The organism is Flavobacterium sp. ASV13 (genome assembly GCF_000745775.1).
GTDB lineage: Bacteria > Bacteroidota > Bacteroidia > Flavobacteriales > Flavobacteriaceae > Flavobacterium.
In genome coordinates this window covers 1-21,475 of the sequence record NZ_JQJY01000003.1, presented here as the reverse complement: position 1 = coordinate 21,475, position 21,475 = coordinate 1, and the positions used below count along the sequence as shown (strand labels likewise).

Genomic DNA, 21,475 nt, shown 5'->3' with positions numbered 1-21,475 from the left:
CTTCAATCTTTGTCGATCAACTAGTGTGATTTCTCCCTTCAGTCGAAATGACAAGATTGGGTATAATTATCAACCTAAAAACAAAACTTAGCGTCTTTGCACCTCTGCGAGAAAAATACTCGTGTGCATAAAAAACCTTAGCACCTTAGTATCTTTGCAACTTAGAACCTTTTTCACTACTTTTGCACCAAATTAATTAAAAAGACATTCATGTTAACAGTCAATAATTTATCAGTTCAATTTGGCAAACGAATTTTGTTTGACGAAGTAAATACCACATTCACTCACGGAAATATTTACGGCGTTATTGGAGCCAACGGTGCTGGAAAATCTACATTTCTTAAAATTATCTCAGGCGATATGGACCCAACTTCGGGACATATTCATTTAGAGCCAGGAAAACGTATGTCGGTTTTAAACCAAAATCACAACATGTTCGATGAGCATACAGTTTTGGAAACCGTTTTAATGGGAAATAAAGTTCTGTACGCTGTTAAAAAAGAAATGGATGAACTTTATTTAGATTATAATGATAAAAATGCAGACAGAATAGGGGAGCTTCAGGTTCAATTCGAAGAAATGAACGGATGGAACGCCGATTCAGATGCTGCTGCGATGTTGTCTAACTTAGGAATTTCAGAAGCAGATCATTATACTTTAATGGCTGATATGGAAGGAAAAATGAAAGTTCGTGTGCTTTTGGCGCAGGCACTTTTCGGAAATCCGGATGTATTGATTATGGATGAGCCTACCAACGATTTGGATTTCGAGACAATCGCTTGGTTAGAAAACTTCTTAGCAAACTATGAAAATACTGTAATCGTTGTATCTCACGACCGTCACTTTTTAGATGCCGTTTGTACACATATTTCTGATATTGATTTCGGAAAAATCAATCACTATTCAGGAAACTATACGTTCTGGTACGAGTCTAGCCAATTAGCGGCAAAACAACGTGCACAACAGAATAAAAAAGCAGAAGAGAAGAAACAAGAGCTTGAAGAATTTATTCGTCGTTTTAGTGCAAACGTTGCGAAATCGAAACAAGCAACTTCTCGTAAAAAAATGATTTCGAAATTGAATATTTCTGAAATCAAACCTTCAAGCCGTCGTTATCCTGCGATTATTTTCGATCAGGATCGTGAAGCCGGAGATCAGATTTTGAATGTTGAAAACTTATCTGCTTCTGTAGATGGTGAAGTTTTATTTAAAGATGTTGATTTGAATATGGCAAAAGGCGATAAAATCGTTCTTTTCTCTAAAGATTCACGTGCTACAACAGCTTTCTACGAAATCTTAAACGGTGAACAAAAAGCAGATTCAGGATCTTTTGATTGGGGAATTACTACAAACCAAGCATATTTACCAGCTGAAAACCACGATTTCTTCGAAAATGATTTAACTTTAGTTGACTGGTTACGTCAGTACGCTAAAACAGAAGAAGAGCGTGATGAGGTATTTATTAGAGGTTTCTTAGGGAAAATGATTTTCTCTGGAGAAGAAGCTTTAAAAACTTCAAGAGTTTTATCTGGAGGAGAAAAAGTACGTTGTATGTTGTCTAGAATGATGATGGAACGTGCTAACGTTTTAATGCTTGATGAACCAACAAACCACTTAGATTTGGAGTCTATTACAGCTTTCAACAACTCATTGAAAAACTTTAAAGGTTCTGTAATTTTCACAACGCATGACCACGAGTTCGCGCAAACTGTAGGTAACAGAATCGTAGAATTGACACCAAACGGAGTAATCGACCGTTATATGACATTTGATGAATATCTTGATGATGAAAAGATTCAGGAACAAAGAAAAAAGATGTACAATCTTTAATAAAAGCAAAAATCCCGTTATGAGAATAACGGGATTTTTTTATGTCTTATTTGCTTCCGAACATTTTTGCAAAAATCCAGATAATAATCGCAACAACAAAAATTACGATAAAGATCCCGAATCCCATTCCGGCTTTAAAAATGTCTCCAATAACTTCGCAGCTTGTAAATGAAAACAGTATTACAAATACCATTAACAATCTTAGTATTTTATTTTGCATGACTTCTGATGTTTTAAATTGATATTTAAAATTACTTCAGTAATCAGGAAAATGTGTTATAGAATTTTTGGGAAATGTTTTAGGATTTGGAGATAATTTTTGAATAGACTATTCTTTTTTTTTCGCAATTATTATAGTATGAATTTCTATATTTTCAGCTTTTGGATAATTTATATTGAATAGTTTAATTACGTCAAAATGATGTTTTAAAAGTTGATTGCTGATATCTTCTAAAGAATGATAATAAAAATAAGTGCGATCACCAGTGCTTCCAGAAATAAAACCAGATTCGGAAGGTTTTCCCTGAACAAAACTTAAATATAAAATTCCATCGTTTAAAAGTATTCTTTCCGAGTCATTTATTAGTTTAGAACAATCTTTTTCGGATAAATAAGGCAAGCAAAAGCCACACATAATGGCATCAAATTTTTGATTTACCGTGCTAAGTTCTCTTGTATCCATTACTTCAAAGTTGGCAGAAGGATTATTTGCTTTTGCCAATTCAATCATTTTTGGAGCAATGTCAATACCTGTAATTTTTAGATTAGGATTTTTGGATAATAAATATTTTGTAATGTTTCCTGGCCCGCAACCAATTTCAAATATGTTTACTTGTTCTTGTTTTAGAGTGTTACAAAAAAAGTCATAAGTTTCATCGTACAAGCTTAAATTCATAAACTTATCTTCATAGAGATTGGCAATTTTATTCCACGTTTCAAAAGTTTCTTGGTATTTATCCATTGATTTTTATTTCTACAATCAATTATTGTTAGGATGAATTTAATTCTTAATTATTTTATAGTTTCTTAATTTTAGACATCTAAATTGTCTTCTTGTTGAGGAATAAAAAAGAAAAAAATAATTGAAATTGAGATCCAAAGTGATATCGAAAAAGATATTATTCCTGGTGTAGATTCAATTTGAGTTTCCCATAAATTAGATAACATTAAAAATATTATCAAAAAAGGGACTAGTCCTATTATGAAAAAAGGTATCAATAATATAAATCCAATGATGATTAGGGTAATAGGTTTTCTAGCTGTAATTGAAGATGCGAAATTAGCAATTGAATTTGGAAGATATATTCTATAAAGAGTGTTGTTTAATAATTCATCTTTTGATTCAGAATTAATTAAATTATTTGTTAATTGTGATGTGATTTTTTTTAAACTTTCATGTAAATCTTGTCTATCTCTTCCTATGCGATAAAGATTGAATAATAATGTACAAAAGGCAATTGGTATTAATTGAATAACTAAATTTTTTGAATTTGTTATTGTAATTATACCAAGGGAAATGTCAGATAACGATTTATAATCTACGAAAAAATAAAGAATAACTAATATCAATAAAATAAGTGTTTGCTTTTCTTCTTTTTTTATAAGTTCTTGTAAATTGTTGTAAAGTTTGTCTCTGTAATCAATAAGAGTTTCTTCTTTATTATTTTCTATAAATTCTTTTAGATGATTTTGATTGATCATATTGAAATATGTTGAATTTTTGGTATTGCTAAATGTAATTTTATTGACTTTAAAATTAAATAATGAAAGATACCAAAAATCCATTTCCAGATCTCAAATTTCCTTACGAAACTCAAAAAAAATATTTCCAACCCCAACACCCCAACAAATAAAATCAGATTCCGTATATTTGCCCAACCAAACATTACAATCACTTATGAGTCAAAAAGTATTACTTAATTCTAAAGAAGTTACTATCATACTCCATCGTTTGGCTTGTCAGTTAATCGAAAAACATCTTGATTTCTCTGAAACTATTTTAGTTGGAATTCAACCAAGAGGCGTTTTTTTAGCTGAACGTTTAAAACAAATATTAGAAAACGAATACAAGGTTCCTGAAATTTCTTTAGGATACTTGGATATCACTTTTTTTAGAGATGATTTCCGTCGTACTGATAAACCGCTTGAAGCCAATAAAACCCAAATCAATTTTATAGTCGAAGACAAAAAAGTCATTTTTATCGATGACGTTTTGTTTACCGGAAGAAGCATTCGTTCGGCACTAACCGCAATTCAATCTTTCGGAAGACCTTCAGAAATTGAATTATTGGTTTTAATTGACAGACGTTTCAGCCGTCATTTACCAATTCAACCCGATTATAGAGGCCGTCAGGTAGATGCTATTAATGGTGAAAAAGTAATTGTAAGCTGGAAAGAAAATGATGGTGAAGATGTTGTTCACCTAGTGACAAATTAGTTTAATCGGTTAACCGGTTAATTGTTTAATCGGAAAAGCCAACGATTAAACGATTTAACAAATAAGAGATTAAACAAACAAAACATATAAACACACACAATGAAAGAATTAAGCGTAAATCATTTATTAGGAATTAAATATATCAACGAGAATGATATTAACCTGATTTTTGAAACGGCAGATCATTTTAAAGAAGTCATTAACCGACCAATTAAAAAAGTTCCTTCATTACGAGATATTACGATTGCCAATATTTTCTTCGAAAACAGTACCAGAACCAAACTCTCTTTTGAATTAGCGCAGAAACGTTTATCTGCTGATGTGATCAGTTTTTCTGCAGCGCAGTCATCGGTTAAAAAAGGAGAGACCTTGATTGATACTGTAAACAATATCCTTTCGATGAAAGTGGATATGGTTGTAATGCGCCACTCCAATCCCGGAGCGGCTTATTTTTTATCTAAAAATGTCAAAGCCAGTATCGTAAACGCCGGAGACGGAGCGCACGAACACCCAACTCAGGCTTTATTAGATAGTTATTCTATAAGAGAAAAACTGGGCGATGTTGCCGGAAAAAAAGTAGTTATTGTAGGTGATATTCTGCATTCAAGAGTTGCCTTATCCAACATATATGCTTTGAAAATGCAAGGCGCTGAAGTAAAAGTTTGCGGACCAAAAACATTGATTCCTAGATATATTGAATCACTTGGTGTTACGGTTGAACCGAATTTAAGAAAAGCATTAGAATGGTGCGACGTTGCCAATATGCTTCGTGTACAAAACGAACGTATGGATGTGAATTTCTTTCCATCAACTCGTGAATATGCACAACAATACGGAGTAGACAAACCGCTTTTGGATTCTCTTGGAAAAGAAATTGTAATCATGCACCCAGGTCCAATCAATAGAGGAGTAGAAATTACTTCTGAAGTTGCTGATTCTGATCATTCTGTGATTTTGAATCAGGTGGAGAATGGTGTTGCGATTAGAATGGCCGTTATTTATTTATTGGCTTCTAAGATTCAGCAATAATTTTATTTTTGTTTCAAGTTTAATGTTTCAAGTTGTTGAAATGTAGATATTGGATCGCTTAGCGTAACAAACTTGAAACCTGAAACTTGAAACTGAAAAAAACTTAGTAAATTAGCGTAATAAAATATAAGCCCCACTAATTATAAAATGAAAGTAGATCAAAAAGGACATACCGTTACAATTAAGGATACACAAGGAGATGTAAATTCTTTCTTGGAAAAAGTGACGCAACAAATTAAAACTTTTGAAAAACATAATATTATAATCGATCTTTCATCTGATACTGCTCTGACTGAAAATGATTTGAAACTTTTTTTACCGCTTTCAAAACAACAGAAAAAAGCCAAAAAATCATTTGTAATTGTGGCTTCAGATCTTGATTTTAACGCTATTTCAGATAAGCTACTTGTGGTTCCGTCACTTTTGGAAGCACACGATATTATCGAAATGGAAGAAATCGAAAGAGACTTGGGATTTTAAAAATAAGGTTTAATTGTTTATTCGTTTAACTGTTTAATCGTTTTGATTTGATTTTAGCCGATTAAACGATTTACCGATTAAACAAATAAACAAATTGAAACTAACGATACTTGGCTGTTATGCAGCTACTCCGAGAACAATTACTAACCCAACTGCGCAGGTTTTAGAAATTAAAAACCGCTTGTTTTTGATTGACTGCGGAGAAGGAACTCAGGTGCAACTCAGGAAAAACAAGATTAAATTCTCAAAAATTAATCACATTTTTATTTCTCATCTTCATGGCGATCATTTGTTTGGACTGATCGGAACTATTTCGACTTTTTCTCTTTTAGGAAGAACAACCGATTTGCATATTTACGGACCAAAAGGAATTAAAGAGCTTATTCTGCTTCAATTAAAACTGACGGAATCCTGGACAACTTACAATTTGTTTTTCCACGAATTAGAATCAAAAGAAAGTGAAGTTATTTTTGAAGATAAGAAAGTTATAGTAAAGACAATTCCGCTGAAACATCGTGTTTATACGAATGGTTATCTTTTTCAGGAAAAACCGGATGAAAGAAAACTGAATGTTGAAGCTGTTCAGAACTATGATATTCACGTTGCTTATTATCAGAAAATAAAAAACGGTGGAGATATTACATTGGATAACGGAGCTGTAATTGAAAATGAAAAACTGACTTTTGATCCCGCACCAACGAAAAGTTATGCTTTTTGTTCGGACACTGTTTATCACGAAGTCATAATCCCGATTATTGAAAATGTAGATGTTTTGTATCATGAGTCTACCTTTTTGGAATCAGAAGCGGCTTTGGCACAAAAAACATTGCATTCAACAGCAAAAGAAGCTGCACGAATTGCTTTAAAAGCCAATGTAAAACAATTGGTTTTAGGTCATTATTCGACACGATATGATGGTTTGGAACGTTTTAAAGCAGAAGCTGAAGAAGTTTTTCCTAATGTGCTTTTGGCAGATGACGGGCTGAGTTTTGAATTTTAATCTAAGATGCTAAGATACTAAGGAGCTAAGGCTCTAAGTTTTTCTTTTCAAAAACTTGAAACCTGAAACAAAAAACAAAAACTATGAATGATTTAAGTAATTATAGAAGATCTTACGAAAAGAGTGAATTACTGGAAACCAATATTCCGGAAGATCCGATTAATCTTTTTAATCGCTGGTTTCATGAAGTGGAAGATTTTGGCGGAAGCGGAGAAGTGAATGCGATGACGGTTTCAACAATTGGACTGGATGGTTTCCCGAAATCGCGTGTTGTTTTATTGAAAAAATTCTCTGAAGAAGGATTTATATTTTATACCAATTATAATTCTGAAAAAGGAAAAGCGATTGCCAATAACCCAAATGTTTGTCTTTCTTTCTTTTGGCAGGAAATGGAGCGCCAGGTTATTATTAAAGGAATTGCTCAAAAGACTTCTGAAAATATTTCAGATGGTTATTTTGATTCTCGCCCGGATGGAAGTAAGCTTGGTGCTATTGTTTCAAATCAAAGCGAAGTTATTCCGTCGAGAACTTTTTTGGAAGAAAACCTGAAAAAACTGGAAGCAGAATTTGAAGGAAAAGAAATTCCGAGACCTGAAAATTGGGGTGGTTATTTAGTAACTCCCTTACAAGTAGAATTTTGGCAAGGAAGACCAAATAGACTTCACGACAGAATTCGTTATACAAGCCAATCTGATTTTTCATGGAAGATTGAGCGGTTATCGTCTTAATTGTAAGAAAATTATATGTTAAATTAAAATTTTAATGTATTTCATCGATTATTTTTGTAGTTTACCGACAATTTGAATACGTTTGACGTAAGAAAAGTGAAACAATTTATTCAAATATAAAAATTTAAAGGATTTGCCCCAACATTTACTTTAAGCATTAAACTACTGTATGATTATGAAGAAGATAATGCGCATCATGACGTTCATTGCAATACTTTTTGCAATGAACGCATGTTCTGCCGACACTGCCGAGGGAACCGAAAACAGTACTTCAACTGAAATTCTGATTACGAACTACACGTACAATGATTCAGAATTAGAAACCTTGAAATTGATTAACGATTACCGTGTGAGTATTGGTCTAAATGCTTTAGAACCAATCAATCATATTTCTGCTAAATGCGAAGAACACAATAAATATATGATCGAAAAAAATGTTGTTGATCATAATGATTTTGTAGCACGTTCTGAAAATCTTGAAAAAGTGCTTGGTGCAAAAAAAGTAGGTGAGAATGTCGCGTACAATTACAAAACTTCGGAAGCTGTTGTGAAAGCTTGGTTAGAAAGCCCTGGACATAAGGAAAATATTGAAGGTAATTTTACTCATTTTGGTATAGCGATAACTACCGATGCTAAAACAGGTAAAAAATATTATACTAACATTTTTGTTAGATTATAAGCTTAATTGAAAACTGGTTGGTTTTTAGTGATCGTTGCAGGTTTTTTTTAAGCTGTGACGATTTTTTTTTTTTTTTGAAAAAAAAAGCTGCCCATTTCAGGCAGCTTTTTTCTTTCCAAGTATGATAATCTAATAACTAAAGTGCTGTAATTATAAATTCGCTTCGTCTGTTCATTTGATGCTCTTCTTCCGTACAAGGAACACCATCAGAACATTTGTTTACAAGTTGGGTTTCACCATATCCTTTTCCGGTTAATCGATCGGCTTTTATGCCGTTTTTGATCAACCATTGAATAGTAGATTTTGCTCTTCGGTCAGATAAACCTTCATTGTATTGATGTGATGCACGGCTATCAGTATGTGAACGAATATCCAATTTCATTGCTGGATAGTCGTTTAACACGGCCAGAATTTTTTCTAAATCCAATGCGGCTTCAGATCGAATGTTTGATTTGTCTAAATCGAAATAAATCATTTTGATACCAAAACATTTTCCTAAATCGTCACCAACAGTTACACGGCACATGCGTTTGGTTAAAGCAATTGGCAAGTCGGTTTTCCCACTTACTTTATCAATCGTTACACTAACCTCTTTGGTTTCATAATCTTGTTTTTCGGCACGTACATTATATGTTTTTTTACAATCAACAGGAAGTTTATACAATCCTGTATCGTCTGCAGTTGTAGTAGCTTTGATTACTTGATTTTCGTATAAAGTAACTTTTGCGCCTGGCAAAATTTCATTTGTAGCAATATCAGTTATAATACCACTCAACTCTTGAATGCATTTCAGCCTTCGGGTTTCTAGGAATTTATAGATATCATCAGAGCCAAGTCCGCCGTCTTTATTAGAACTGAAATAACCCAATCTACTGACCGGATCAATAAAATAGGCAAAATCATCCTTTGGAGAATTGATATCTGCACCTAAATTCTGAATATTGCTGATTGTTCCGTCGCTGTCAATATCGCCCACAAAAACATCTAATCCGCCGAGTCCGGGATGACCATCTGAAGCAAAGTAAATTTCGTTGTCATCTGTTACAAACGGAAATGTTTCTTTTCCTTCCGTATTAATAGTTTTTCCTAAATTTTCCGGAGTTCCATAACTTCCATCTGCGTTGACACTCACTTTATATATATCCGACTGTCCGACAGTACCTGGCATATCAGAAGCAAAATAAAGTGTTTTCCCATCTGCACTAAGTGCTGGATGCGCGGTACTGTAATTGTCACTTGTAAAAGAAAGTGGCGCTATATTTGTCCACTGTCCTTTGCTGTCAAGTGTGGCTTTGTATAATTTTACTAAAGTAATTTTATTAGCATCTTTCCCTTTTTTTCCGTCAACAAAATTATTTCTTGTGAAGTAAGCTGTTTTTCCATCTTTTGAAAATACTGGAGTTGCTTCGTTGAATTTACTGTTTAAAGCATTCTTGAATTTGTTTACTTTACTTGCAGTATAAGTAGCGGGATCAACATCAGCATCATAAATATTGGTAAAATATTCGCCGGTCCATTTGTGTTTTCGTTGTGAAAAATTTCCAGTATCTCGCGCAGAAGCAAAGTATAATTTATTGTTGTAAACAAAGGAACCGTAATCTGAATATTTGCTGTTTATTCCGGCGTTTTCAATATTATATCGTCCCGAATTTGCTTTAATCTGTTCTAGATAATTTACATCTTCTTTATACAGTTTTGCTCTGTTGTCGTTTGAGTTTTTAGCATCAAATTCATCCAAAATTTTATTTGCTTTTGCTGTATCTCCTATTGATTTTAACGACTGAGCATATCTGTAATAATATTCAGGTTCTATGTTCGAACTCATTGCAAACAACTCACCATACCATTTAGCAGCTCCTTCAAAATCTGAATTGAAGTAATAAGAATTTCCAAGTTTCTTAAACATTTCTTCAGATTTATATCCTTTATTTGCTACTTTTTCATACGTCTTTATTGCATCAACGTAAGCGTAATTATTGTATTTTTTATCGCCAGAATTTACTTTTGACTGCTGTGAATAACTGTCCAATGAAAAAACGCTTACAAATGTTAGGCAAAGGAAAATATAATTTTTCATAGTACTTATTTTTAGAAGAAACGAGGAGTTGTTATTTTACCATTTTTAGTAAAGAATTCATAACGCAGGAATATCTCGTGTGATCCTGAATTATAATTATTCAGGTTTGTGGTTTCATGGTCGTAACCGTAACCTAAATAAAGACCGTCAGTGATTTGGAACCCAACCATAGCACTTAATGAAGCACTCCATCTATAAGCGACACCGGCAACAAACTTGTCAAAGAACATAAAGTTCGCTGAAAGATCTACTTGAAGCGGCGCACCTTCAACCATTTTAGTAAGTACAGCTGGTTTGAATCTGATGTACTGATATTTATCAAGATCAAATACATAACCTGCCATTAAATAATAATTGATTTTGTCTTTGAAAATGGCAATATCATTATCATCGTAGCGATTTGTTTCGATGAAATTTGGGATAGAAAAACCCACATAAGCTTTGTCTGAATGCCAATAAACTCCTGCTCCAACGTTAGGGGTAAATTTATTATCCAAATCCTGAAACTGTGGATCTCCTGAAATATCAGGATTCAGTTTGCTCACATCCAAATTGAATATATTGGCTGTTCCTTTGATACCAAATGAAAGTTTGAAATTTGCTGAGGTTTGTACTGTATATGAAACGTCAACAGAAATATTGTTTTCATTTGTTGGACCAATTTTATCATTAACAAGTGAAGCTCCAATTCCGAGATTACTGTTATTTATAGGTGTGTTTACGGAGAAACTGCTTGTTTCAGGCGCACCATCCAAACCAACCCATTGCGTACGGTATAATCCGAAAAGGCTTAAGGCTCCACGAGAACCTGCATAGGCAGGATTTATGTTTATTGTGTTGTACATGTATTGCGTATATTGAGCATCTTGCTGCGCGTGACCTGCAATAGTTACAAACAGAATGACGAAGTAAAATAATTTTGTTCTCATAGTAGATATTTATTATTTCAATTTTACTATTGAATTATTAATGAAATCCTCTAAAAAATCCACGATATTATACTTTCAATTCCCGGATTTTTTGTTCTCTGCTGTATCAGGCTGATATAGTTAATTATATCAGCCTTTGCAGCCTGGGTTTATTTTGAAAGATAGAGGTATCCGTCTTTTTTGTTATACTGAATTACATTATTACCGTCTAAAGATTTGTAAGTCACAATGTAGAAGTAAGTTCCTGTTGGCAATCCTTCAGATTGTTTAACAGTTGTTCTTCCTCGTGATGTTCCATCAAACGCATTCGTTGTATTATTATAGTCTGTTGTTTCAAAGACTAATATTCCCCAACGATTATAGATCTCGACTGTATTTCCTGGGTAGCAGGTCAAGTCGCCAATTCCATCAATTACAAATACATCATTTATACCATCTCCGTTTGGAGAGAAAGCATTATGTACTAATATGTTTTCACAAGGCAATACTTTACAATCATCATTGATTTCCATATTAAGTACAATGCTTCGAGGGCAGTTTTGATCAGCAATTCTGTACTCAAATGCATAGTTGCCAATTGCTAATCCAAGTGCATTTAAGATGCCGTCTCTCAATGCATTAGTGTTATTTGTGTCAACCCAAGTTCCATTTCTAGGAGTATCTGCCGGAAGAAGAGCAAGCAAGTCGACTAAAGTTGAGTCATCATTACAAGCTGAACTGCTTACCGTTGTTACACCATTTGGAATAACTGTTATAGTAATGGTACCAGTATCACAATTATTTGGATTCAGTTTTTCACAAATCTGATAAGTATAAGTGTAAGTACCAGAAGCTGTTGCACTTCCTACAGTCAAATTACCTGCAGTATCTACAGTTATATTTGGATCAGATTTTACATCTGTGCTCTGCGGTACTAAACTGAAGTTTACCAATTGCAATGTCACCGGAAGACCATTTAATAAATCATTACTTAGTAAATTTCCAACTACTCCAAATCGGTTACAGCCAATATTAGTATAACTGTCATCATTAGCAACTATTGGAGAAGAAGAAACTGTCACGGTTACAATTGCTGTATCGCAGTTTCCAAAATCAGCATTTTCACAAATCTGATAAGTCAGAGTGTAAGTTCCTGCTGGCGTGTTTGGCGCTACAGTAATTGATCCGTCTGGATTTAATGTCAATGCTCCTTTAGGGTCTGGCGTTACTGTTGTCAAAGTAACATCACTTGGATTTACTGGTGAACCATTTAATGTATCATTTGTATAAACGTTGATTACATTTATTCCTCCTGTTGTTCCGTTTATTGGTCCTGCAGTATCATCATTGGCAACAATTGCAAATGTTGGTCTTGCGATACAGTAAGGATCAGCTGGCGGATAATTTACAACGATCGTTTCACTTGGGTTAACTGAGATAGTAACGGTAGCTGTTGGACGAAGATTTTCAAATCCGTCTGGAGCTTGAATCCATTTATTATCCTGGAATACCCATCCTGGCCAATCGATACCATTTCCATTCTGATCTACTACAGCACCTGGCCACAATACTCTTCCGCTAAGCGGTAAGTTGGTCATCGTAGTGACTACATTATTATTGCTGTCAGCCCATGTAATAGTTACGCCGTTTACAGGTGTAAAGTTTACAGGTGTTGCTGAATAGTCAAGATACGGAACATCGTTCACACAAATTGCAGTTGCTGTAACTGTCATAACCGGAGCTTCAATTGTAATGGTTACAGTTGCTGTGTCACAATTCGAAGTTTGGTCTGCTTCACAAATTTGATATACCATTGTTAATGTACCAGCTGGCGCATTTGGCAGAATATCTACAGAACCATCAGGATTCAATTGCAAGAATTCGTTTGGCGTTACAGTTGTTATTATAACTTCTGAAGCAGTTACTGGCTGACCTTCAAGTGTATCATTTGTTAATACATTCAATACATTAGGTGTTGTGGTATTAACTCCAGGGAACGGACCTCCATTATCATCATTCGCAACAATGTCTTGGAACTCTTTACAATTAACTCCAAAGTCAATATCTAAATGAACTAAATCTTCTGGAGTTACATTTACAATGTATCCATCTGCACTTGTAGTTGTACATACGGTATGCATTTGTATTTTGCCAGTTTTAGATGTTGCCTTTTTAGCGGTACTTGTTGATGGAAGAACTTTCACTAATCCAGTTGCTCCTAAAGCAGCCGCAACAGCATCTAAGTTTGCATCTCTAACAAGTTTAACTTTGTATTCTCCATAAGGATTTTCACTTTCTGGTCTGTTTCTCCAGAAACCTTGAATTCCAACAATTACTTCATCGTGATATCCATTTGGACCATCTACAATAACATTGGCACTCTTATCGTTTCCGAATCCACCGGCATTTAACTCACCAGCATTTTGTGGACCAGTATAGCTTCCATCACCATTCAAGTCAAGCCATTCCCATTGGCTATAGTCAATAGCGCCGTTGCTGTCAGGAATGTTTTTGGTTACAACGCCATCATTATTGGCATCATACCATTCATTTTGAATTCCGTCACTATTGACGTCATACCAAACATAATCTCCTAAAACTGGAAGTTTTGATTTTCCATATAAGAAGTCATGTACTTGGAATTTACATTCTTCAAGAGTTGTAAAGAACAAGCTTGAATTTACAGGATATAATTGATATGCACTATTCAAATTAGCATCTTGAACCTGAACTAAATAACTTCCTGCAACCATGCCAGAGAATGAATATTCTCCATTAGCATTAGTAATACGAATTAAAATTGGACCAGGTGTAGTACCTTGAGGAATCAATGTTACAGGTACATTCGCAATCGGAGTGTTAGTGTCAACATTAATTACCTGTCCAGAAACTTTCACTTTATAATTTGGTTGCGTAATGGTAACAGTTGCTGTTGCTGTACAAACTTGGCCTTCACCGTTAACAGGTGCAGTTGCAGTAAGTGTATAAGTTCCAGCTGGCAAATTAGTATTTCCAACAACTTCATTATTAGCATTTGTAATTACAACCGTTGCGCCTGGACTGCTAGTTACAGCAATCGAACCATCAGTTCCGTCAAGACAGCTTACGTTTGTTGGAATTCCAGAAACAGATACTTTGTTGTCAACAGTAAATGTCTGAACTAATTCTGTTTTGTTTCCTGCACAATCTGTCAATGTATAAGTTCTAGTTAATACATAAGCATTTCCGTCGCAACCATTAGCTCCATTGTTAGAATCGCTTACAGTAACGGTTACATTTCCGCCACAATTATCAGCTTCATCTGTAATATCATCTGGGCTACCAGTTGGGATTTCAGCAGTGCTTTGTAATCCCGCAACATTTGCTGGAGCAGTTCCTGTTGGTGGCGTTGTATCTCTAACTGTTATGATTTGAGTAAATGAAGCTGTGTTTCCAGAACAATCACTTGTTGTCCATTTGCGTGTCAGCGTATATTCAGTTCCGCATTCATTTTTGATATCGCTTTTAACTTCAGATAATACAATTGGTAAATCTCCACCGCAATTATCAGAAGCCTGAACATTAGCTGGTTCCGGAACTGCATCACAAGAAACTGTTATATCAGATGGAAGTTCATCATTAAATACTGGTTTCGTAGTATCTTGAATTGTGATTACTTGAGTGAAAGTTTCAGAAGTATTTCCACAATCATCTTTTACAGTCCAAGTATTAGTATAAGTTCCAGCATTTGAACATCCTTCAGAAGCTACAAATTGGCCGCTTACTTTTACAACATTAGAAACATCAGTATCACATGCGTCAGTTGCTGTTGGGAATAAGGCTTGCGCCGATGCCAAAGCTTCCTGATCACTGCATTCTATAGTTTTGTTTAAAGAAGCAGTTTGTGTTGTCCAAGTTGGTGCTGTTGTGTCTTCAATTGTAATTACCTGAGTAAAAGTAGCCGAAGTATTTCCACAATCGTCTTTCACAGTCCAAGTATTAGTATAAGTTCCAGAATTAGCACATCCTTCAGAAGCTACAAATTGGCCGCTTACTTTTACAATGTTTGAAACATCAGTATCACATGCGTCAGTTGCTGTTGGGAATAAGGCTTGCGCCGATGCCAAAGCTTCCTGATCACTGCATTCTATAGTTTTGTTTAAAGAAGCAGTTTGTGTTGTCCAAGTTGGCGCTGTAGTATCTTGAATTGTAATTACCTGAGTGAAAGTAGCCGAAGTATTTCCACAATCATCTTTTACAGTCCAAGTATTGGTGTAAGTTCCAGAATTAGCACATCCTTCAGAAGCTACAAACTGACCGCTTACTTTTACAATGTTTGAAACATCAGTATCACATGCGTCAGTTGCTGTTGGGAATAAGGCTTGCGCCGATGCCAAAGCTTCCTGATCACTGCATTCAATAGTTTTGTTTAAAGAAGCAGTTTGTGTTGTCCAAGTTGGTGCTGTAGTATCTTGAATTGTAATTACTTGAGTGAAAGTTTCGGAAGTGTTTCCACAATCATCTTTTACAGTCCAGGTATTAGTGTAAGTTCCAGCATTTGAGCATCCTTCAGAAGCCATAAACTGACCGCTTACTTTTACAATATTAGAAACATCCGTGTCGCACGCATCAGTTGCAGTTGGGAATAAGGCTTGCGCCGATGCCAAAGCTTGCTGATTACTGCATTCTACAGTTCGGTTTAAAGAAGCAATTTCAGTTTTCCAGGTTGGAGCTGTAATATCCTGAACAATTATAGTTTGACTAACCGGAAGTGAAATATTTCCACAAGCATCTTTAGCTGTCCAAGTTCTTGTTTTAGTGTATGATCCAGCACAATCACCTGGAGTAACAGTATCTTCATAAGTTAAAGAAGAAATTGTACCATTCAAATCTGTTGCAGTTGCCTGAGCAAATACAGGTTCTGCTGGACAGTTGATTGTTGAAGTTGCTGGAAGCGGATCAATTACTGGCAAGATAGAATCTCCGTCGATAATTTCGAATGATTCGCTATGTGTACATCCTTTAGCATCAGTTATTATTACTGTATAACTTCCTGAAGCAAGATTACTTGCTGTAGCTGTAGTTTGTACCGGATTTGTATTCCAAGAGTAAGTATATGGAGCAGTTCCGCCAGAAGCAACAACAGTAGCCGATCCAGTAGCAGCACCGCCACAACCAGGATTTATTTGTGATTTAGTCGCAGTCAATGGCGCTTGTGGCTCAGATATAATTACTTGTTCAGTATCAGTACATCCTTTTTCATCTGTTACAGTTACAATGTAAGTTCCTGCAGTAAGATTAGTTGCTGTAGCTGAAGTCTGTACCGGAACAGTATTCCAAGAATAAGAGTAAGTTCCAGTTCCGCCAGTTGCAGAAGCTGTTGCAGAACCAGTTGCATCTCCTTTACAGTTCACATCAGTTTTAGAAGTAATAGAAGCTGTCAACGGATTTGCTGGTTCAGATATGATTACTTGTTCAGTATCTGTACAACCTTTTTCATCAGTTACAGTCACAATGTAAGTTCCTGCAATAAGATTAGTTGCTGTAGCTGAGGTTTGAACTGGGTTTGTATTCCAAGAATAAGAATAAGTTCCAGTTCCACCAGTTGCAGAAGCGGTTGCCGAACCAGTTGCATCTCCTTTACAGTTTACATCAGTTTTAGAAGTAATAGAAGCTGTCAATGGATTAGCTGGTTCAGATATGATTACTTGTTCAGTATCCGTACATCCTTTTGCATCTGTCACCGTTACTATGTAAGTTCCAGCGATAAGACCGGTTGCTGTTGCAGTATTTTGAGCCGGAACAGTATTCCAGGAATAAGAGTAAGTTCCATTTCCGCCAGTTGCAGAAGCTGTTGCAGAACCAGTTGCGTCTCCTTTACAGTTCACATCAGTTTTAGAAGTGATAGAAGCTGTCAAAGGTGATTGTGGTTGGCCGATCACAACTGAGCATTTTGTTTTGTAGCCTAATTTGTCAGTAACGGTTACTTCGTGAGTGCCGGCAGTCAATCCGATAGCCTGAGCAGTTGTTTCGCCATTATCCCATAAGTAGGTATACTCGCCATTTCCGCCTATTGCCACTACAGTCGCTTTACCGTTGCTGTCACCATAGCATTTTGCTGGATCATCTTGAGTAATACTGCAAGAAAGAACATTTGGTTCAGTGATGGTTACAGTACAAGTTGTTTTGCAACCTTTAGAATCTGTTACAGTTACTGAATGAAGACCTGCACTAAGAGCAAGCGCTTTTTGAGTAGTTTCATTGTTGTCCCACAAGTAAGTATAGCCTCCGTTTCCGCCAAGTGGAGTAACAGTCGCTTCTCCGTCACTTAATCCGTTAGCAGTAACAGCTTTGTTTTGTACAACTGAGCAGCTTAAAACTGCACTTGGCTCGCCGATTGTCACTGTTTCAGTATCGGTACAACCTTTAGAATCGGTTACTGTCACGATATAAGTTCCAGCAACAAGATTTGTTGCAGTTGCTCCAGTCTGTACCGGAACAGTATTCCAAGAGTAAGAGTATCCTGCTGTTCCGCCAGTAGCCGAAGCTATTGCAGAACCAGTCGCGTCGCCTTTGCAGCTTACATCTGTTTTAGAATCTATTGCAGCAAGTAAAGCATTAGAAGGTTCTCCTATTGTCACTGTTTCAGTATCAGTACATCCTTTTGAATCGGTCACAGTCACGATGTAAGTTCCCGCAACAAGATTTGATGCAGTAGCTCCAGTCTGTACAGGAATAGTATTCCAAGAGTAAGAGTATCCTGCTGTTCCGCCAGTAGCCGAAGCTGTTGCAGAACCAGTCGCGTCGCCTTTACAGCTTACATCTGTTTTAGAGTCTATTGCAGCAAGTAAAGCATTAGAAGGCTCTCCGATTGTCACTGTTTCAATATCAGTACAACCTTTAGAATCAGTCACAGTTACGATATAAGTTCCGGCAACTAGATTTGTTGCAGTAGCTGTATTTTGGACTGGAACAGTGTTCCAAGTATAAGAGTAAGTTCCATTTCCTCCAGTTGCAGAAGCTGTTGCAGAACCAGTTGCGTCTCCTTTGCAGTTCACATCTGTTTTAGAGTCTATTGCAGCCGCCAAAGGTGCTTGTGGTTGGCCGATCACAACTGAACATTTTGTTTTGTAGCCTAATTTGTCAGTAACGGTTACTTCGTGAGTGCCCGCAGTCAATCCGATAGCCTGAGCAGTTGTTTCGCCGTTGTCCCATAAGTAGGTGTATTCGCCATTTCCGCCTATTGGCACTACAGTCGCTTTACCGTTGCTGTCTCCGTAGCATTTGGCAGGATCGTCCTGAGTAATGCTGCATGATAAGACATTTGGTTCAGTGATGGTTACGGTACAAGTTGTTTTGCAACCTTTAGAATCCGTTACAGTTACTGAATGAAGACCTGCACTAAGTGCAAGCGCTTTTTGAGTAGTTTCGTTGTTGTCCCACAAGTAAGTATAGCCTCCGTTTCCTCCAAGTGGAGTAACAGTTGCCTCTCCGTCACTTAATCCATTAGAAGTAACAGCTTTGTTTTGTACAACTGAGCAGCTTAAAACTGCACTTGGCTCGCCGATTGTCACTGTTTCAGTATCGGTACAACCTTTAGAATCGGTAACTGTTACGATGTAAGTTCCGGCAGCAAGATTTGTTGCAGTAGCTCCAGTCTGAACAGGAACGGTATTCCAAGAATAGGAGTATCCTGCTGTTCCGCCAGTAGCCGAAGCTGTTGCAGAACCAGTCGCATCGCCTTTACAGCTAACGTCAGTTTTAGAGTCTATTGCGGCAAGTAAAGCATTAGAAGGTTCTCCGATTGTTACTGTTTCAGTATCAGCACAACCTTTTGAATCAGTCACAGTCACGATATAAGTTCCGGCAACAAGATTTGTTGCAGTTGCTCCAGTCTGTACAGGAATAGTATTCCAAGAGTAAGAGTATCCTGCTGTTCCGCCAGTAGCCGAAGCTGTTGCAGACCCAGTAGCGTCTCCTTTGCAGCTTACATCAGTTTTAGAATCTATTGCAGCAAGTAAAGCATTGGTAGGCTCTCCGATTGTCACTGTTTCAGTATCAGTACATCCTTTAGAATCAGTCACGGTTACAATATAAGTTCCAGCAACAAGATTTGTTGCAGTAGCTGTATTTTGGGCTGGAACAGTGTTCCAAGTATAAGAGTAAGTTCCGTTTCCTCCTGTAGCCGAAGCTGTTGCAGAACCAGTTGCGTCTCCTTTGCAGTTCACATCTGTTTTAGAGTCTATTGCAGCCGCCAAAGGTGCTTGTGGTTGGCCGATTACAACTGAACATTTTGTTTTGTAGCCTAATTTGTCAGTAACGGTTACTTCGTGAGTGCCGGCAGTCAATCCTATAGCCTGAGCTGTTGTTTCGCCGTTGTCCCATAAGTAGGTGTACTCGCCATTTCCGCCAATTGGCATTACATTAGCTTTACCGTTGCTGTCTCCGTAGCATTTGGCAGGATCGTCCTGAGTAATGCTGCATGATAAGACATTTGGTTCAGTGATGGTTACAGTACAAGTTGTTTTACAACCTTTAGAATCCGTTACGGTTACTGAATGAAGACCTGCACTAAGTGCAAGCGCTTTTTGAGTAGTTTCGTTGTTGTCCCACAAGTAAGTATAGCCTCCGTTTCCTCCAAGTGGAGTAACAGTTGCCTCTCCGTCACTTAATCCATTAGAAGTAACAGCTTTGTTTTGTACAACTGAGCAGCTTAAAACTGCACTTGGCTCGCCGATTGTCACTGTTTCAGTATCAGTACATCCTTTTGAATCAGTCACAGTCACGATATAAGTTCCGGCAACAAGATTTGTTGCAGTAGCTCCAGTCTGTACCGGAACAGTATTCCAAGAATAAGAATATCCTGCTGTTCCACCAGTAGCCGAAGCTGTTGCAGAACCAGTTGCATCGCCTTTACAGCTAACGTCAGTTTTAGAGTCTATTGCGGCAAGTAAAGCATTAGAAGGTTCTCCGATTGTCACTGTTTCAGTATCAGTACATCCTTTAGAATCAGTCACTGTCACGATATAAGTTCCAGCAACAAGATTTGTTGCAGTAGCTCCAGTCTGAACAGGAACAGTATTCCAAGAATAAGAGTATCCTGCTGTTCCGCCAGTAGCCGAAGCTGTTGCAGAACCAGTCGCGTCGCCTTTGCAGCTAACGTCAGTTTTAGAATCTATTGCGGCAACCAAAGTGTTAGAAGGTTCGCCGATTGTTACTGTTTCAGTATCGGTACAACCTTTAGAGTCAGTCACTGTTACGATATAAGTTCCAGCAACAAGATTTGTTGCAGTAGCTCCAGTCTGTACAGGAACAGTATTCCAAGAATAAGAGTATCCTGCTGTTCCGCCAGTAGCCGAAGCTGTTGCAGAACCAGTCGCATCGCCTTTGCAGCTAACATCTGTTTTAGAGTCTATTGCAGTAAGTAAAGCATTAGAAGGTTCACCGATTGTAACTGTTTCAGTATCGGTACATCCTTTTGAATCAGTCACTGTCACGATATAAGTTCCGGCAACAAGATTTGTTGCAGTTGCTCCAGTTTGCACAGGAACAGTATTCCAAGAATAAGAATATCCTGCTGTTCCGCCAGTAGCCGAAGCCGTTGCAGAACCAGTCGCGTCGCCTTTGCAGCTTACGTCAGTTTTAGAATCTATTGCGGCAACCAAAGTGTTAGAAGGCTCTCCGATTGTTACTGTTTCAGTATCGGTACAACCTTTAGAGTCAGTCACTGTTACGATATAAGTTCCAGCAACAAGATTTGATGCAGTAGCTCCAGTCTGAACAGGAACGGTATTCCAAGAATAAGAATATCCAGCTGTTCCGCCAGTAGCCGAAGCTGTTGCAGAACCAGTCGCGTCTCCTTTGCAGCTTACATCTGTTTTAGAGTCTATTGCAGCAAGTAAAGCATTAGAAGGCTCGCCGATTGTCACTGTTTCAGTATCAGTACATCCTTTTGAATCAGTCACTGTCACGATGTAAGTTCCCGCAACAAGATTTGTTGCAGTAGCTCCAGTCTGTACCGGAACAGTATTCCAAGAATAAGAGTATCCTGCTGTCCCACCAGTAGCCGAAGCTGTTGCAGAACCAGTCGCGTCGCCTTTGCAGCTTACGTCAGTTTTAGAGTCTATTGCTGCAAGTAAAGCATTAGAAGGCTCACCGATTGTCACTGTTTCAGTATCGGTACATCCTTTAGAGTCAGTCACAGTCACGATGTAAGTTCCCTCAACAAGATTTGATGCAGTAGCTCCAGTCTGAACAGGAATGGTATTCCAAGAATAAGAGTATCCTGCTGTCCCACCAGTAGCCGAAGCTGTTGCAGAACCAGTCGC

13 protein-coding genes are annotated in these 21,475 nt (G+C 37.0%); 7 read left to right on the top strand and 6 right to left on the bottom strand.

What is annotated here, in order from left to right; all coding sequences use genetic code 11:
- Positions 1-210 precede the first annotated feature (210 nt).
- Complete coding sequence (locus GQ47_RS07390) at positions 211-1,830, top strand: ABC-F family ATP-binding cassette domain-containing protein (protein WP_035646928.1); 1,620 nt, start codon at positions 211-213, stop codon at positions 1,828-1,830.
- Between the two features lie 46 nt (positions 1,831-1,876).
- On the opposite strand, the gene GQ47_RS23605 is transcribed toward GQ47_RS07390, so the two are convergent.
- From GQ47_RS23605 to GQ47_RS07380, 3 genes are all read right to left on the bottom strand, one after another.
- Positions 1,877-2,050: a hypothetical protein gene (locus GQ47_RS23605; protein ID WP_167498076.1), complete on the bottom strand. Its 174-nt coding sequence runs from the start codon at positions 2,048-2,050 to the stop codon at positions 1,877-1,879.
- 108 nt (positions 2,051-2,158) lie between these two features.
- Positions 2,159-2,791 carry a class I SAM-dependent DNA methyltransferase gene (locus tag GQ47_RS07385; protein ID WP_035646927.1) on the bottom strand — a complete coding sequence of 211 codons (633 nt, stop codon included), beginning with the start codon at positions 2,789-2,791 and terminating at the stop codon, positions 2,159-2,161.
- Positions 2,792-2,862: 71 nt separating this feature from the next.
- Positions 2,863-3,531, bottom strand: coding sequence for a hypothetical protein (locus GQ47_RS07380; protein WP_152561006.1), 669 nt, complete (start codon positions 3,529-3,531; stop codon positions 2,863-2,865).
- A gap of 196 nt (positions 3,532-3,727) precedes the next feature.
- Here GQ47_RS07380 and pyrR point away from each other — a divergent pair, with 196 nt between their 5' ends.
- From pyrR to GQ47_RS07350, 6 genes are all read left to right on the top strand, one after another.
- On the top strand, positions 3,728-4,267 hold the full coding sequence (pyrR, locus tag GQ47_RS07375; protein WP_008468864.1) for a bifunctional pyr operon transcriptional regulator/uracil phosphoribosyltransferase PyrR: 540 nt from the start codon (positions 3,728-3,730) through the stop codon (positions 4,265-4,267).
- A 99-nt stretch (positions 4,268-4,366) separates the two neighbouring features.
- Entirely contained in the window at positions 4,367-5,296 is a 930-nt protein-coding gene (locus GQ47_RS07370; protein WP_035646922.1) for an aspartate carbamoyltransferase catalytic subunit, read from the top strand.
- A gap of 147 nt (positions 5,297-5,443) precedes the next feature.
- On the top strand, positions 5,444-5,776 hold the full coding sequence (locus tag GQ47_RS07365; RefSeq protein ID WP_035646921.1) for a hypothetical protein: 333 nt from the start codon (positions 5,444-5,446) through the stop codon (positions 5,774-5,776).
- A gap of 94 nt (positions 5,777-5,870) precedes the next feature.
- Entirely contained in the window at positions 5,871-6,776 is a 906-nt protein-coding gene (locus GQ47_RS07360; RefSeq protein ID WP_035646919.1) for a ribonuclease Z, read from the top strand.
- Positions 6,777-6,859: 83 nt separating this feature from the next.
- On the top strand, positions 6,860-7,504 hold the full coding sequence (pdxH, locus tag GQ47_RS07355; protein WP_035646918.1) for a pyridoxamine 5'-phosphate oxidase: 645 nt from the start codon (positions 6,860-6,862) through the stop codon (positions 7,502-7,504).
- A gap of 175 nt (positions 7,505-7,679) precedes the next feature.
- Positions 7,680-8,183 (top strand): CAP domain-containing protein, encoded by a 504-nt coding sequence (locus GQ47_RS07350; RefSeq protein ID WP_035648048.1) that lies wholly within the window; start codon positions 7,680-7,682, stop codon positions 8,181-8,183.
- Between the two features lie 136 nt (positions 8,184-8,319).
- Here GQ47_RS07350 and GQ47_RS07345 read toward each other — a convergent pair whose 3' ends face one another.
- From GQ47_RS07345 to GQ47_RS23435, 3 genes are all read right to left on the bottom strand, one after another.
- On the bottom strand, positions 8,320-10,260 hold the full coding sequence (locus tag GQ47_RS07345; protein ID WP_035646917.1) for an OmpA family protein: 1,941 nt from the start codon (positions 10,258-10,260) through the stop codon (positions 8,320-8,322).
- Between the two features lie 11 nt (positions 10,261-10,271).
- Entirely contained in the window at positions 10,272-11,189 is a 918-nt protein-coding gene (locus tag GQ47_RS07340; RefSeq protein WP_035646915.1) for a PorP/SprF family type IX secretion system membrane protein, read from the bottom strand.
- Between the two features lie 149 nt (positions 11,190-11,338).
- Positions 11,339-21,475, bottom strand: a 10,137-nt coding sequence (locus GQ47_RS23435) for an HYR-like domain-containing protein (protein WP_051951417.1), incomplete at its 5' end; no start/stop codon positions are given.

What these genes read in the sequence shown, in the direction of transcription:
- GQ47_RS07390 (WP_035646928.1), top strand. Translation starts at nt 211, where the DNA reads ATGTTAACAGTCAATAATTTATCAGTTCAATTTGGCAAACGAATTTTG.
- GQ47_RS23605 (WP_167498076.1), bottom strand. Translation starts at nt 2,050, where the DNA reads ATGCAAAATAAAATACTAAGATTGTTAATGGTATTTGTAATACTGTTT.
- GQ47_RS07385 (WP_035646927.1), bottom strand. Translation starts at nt 2,791, where the DNA reads ATGGATAAATACCAAGAAACTTTTGAAACGTGGAATAAAATTGCCAAT.
- GQ47_RS07380 (WP_152561006.1), bottom strand. Translation starts at nt 3,531, where the DNA reads ATGATCAATCAAAATCATCTAAAAGAATTTATAGAAAATAATAAAGAA.
- pyrR (WP_008468864.1), top strand. Translation starts at nt 3,728, where the DNA reads ATGAGTCAAAAAGTATTACTTAATTCTAAAGAAGTTACTATCATACTC.
- GQ47_RS07370 (WP_035646922.1), top strand. Translation starts at nt 4,367, where the DNA reads ATGAAAGAATTAAGCGTAAATCATTTATTAGGAATTAAATATATCAAC.
- GQ47_RS07365 (WP_035646921.1), top strand. Translation starts at nt 5,444, where the DNA reads ATGAAAGTAGATCAAAAAGGACATACCGTTACAATTAAGGATACACAA.
- pdxH (WP_035646918.1), top strand. Translation starts at nt 6,860, where the DNA reads ATGAATGATTTAAGTAATTATAGAAGATCTTACGAAAAGAGTGAATTA.
- GQ47_RS07350 (WP_035648048.1), top strand. Translation starts at nt 7,680, where the DNA reads ATGAAGAAGATAATGCGCATCATGACGTTCATTGCAATACTTTTTGCA.
- GQ47_RS07345 (WP_035646917.1), bottom strand. Translation starts at nt 10,260, where the DNA reads ATGAAAAATTATATTTTCCTTTGCCTAACATTTGTAAGCGTTTTTTCA.
- GQ47_RS07340 (WP_035646915.1), bottom strand. Translation starts at nt 11,189, where the DNA reads ATGAGAACAAAATTATTTTACTTCGTCATTCTGTTTGTAACTATTGCA.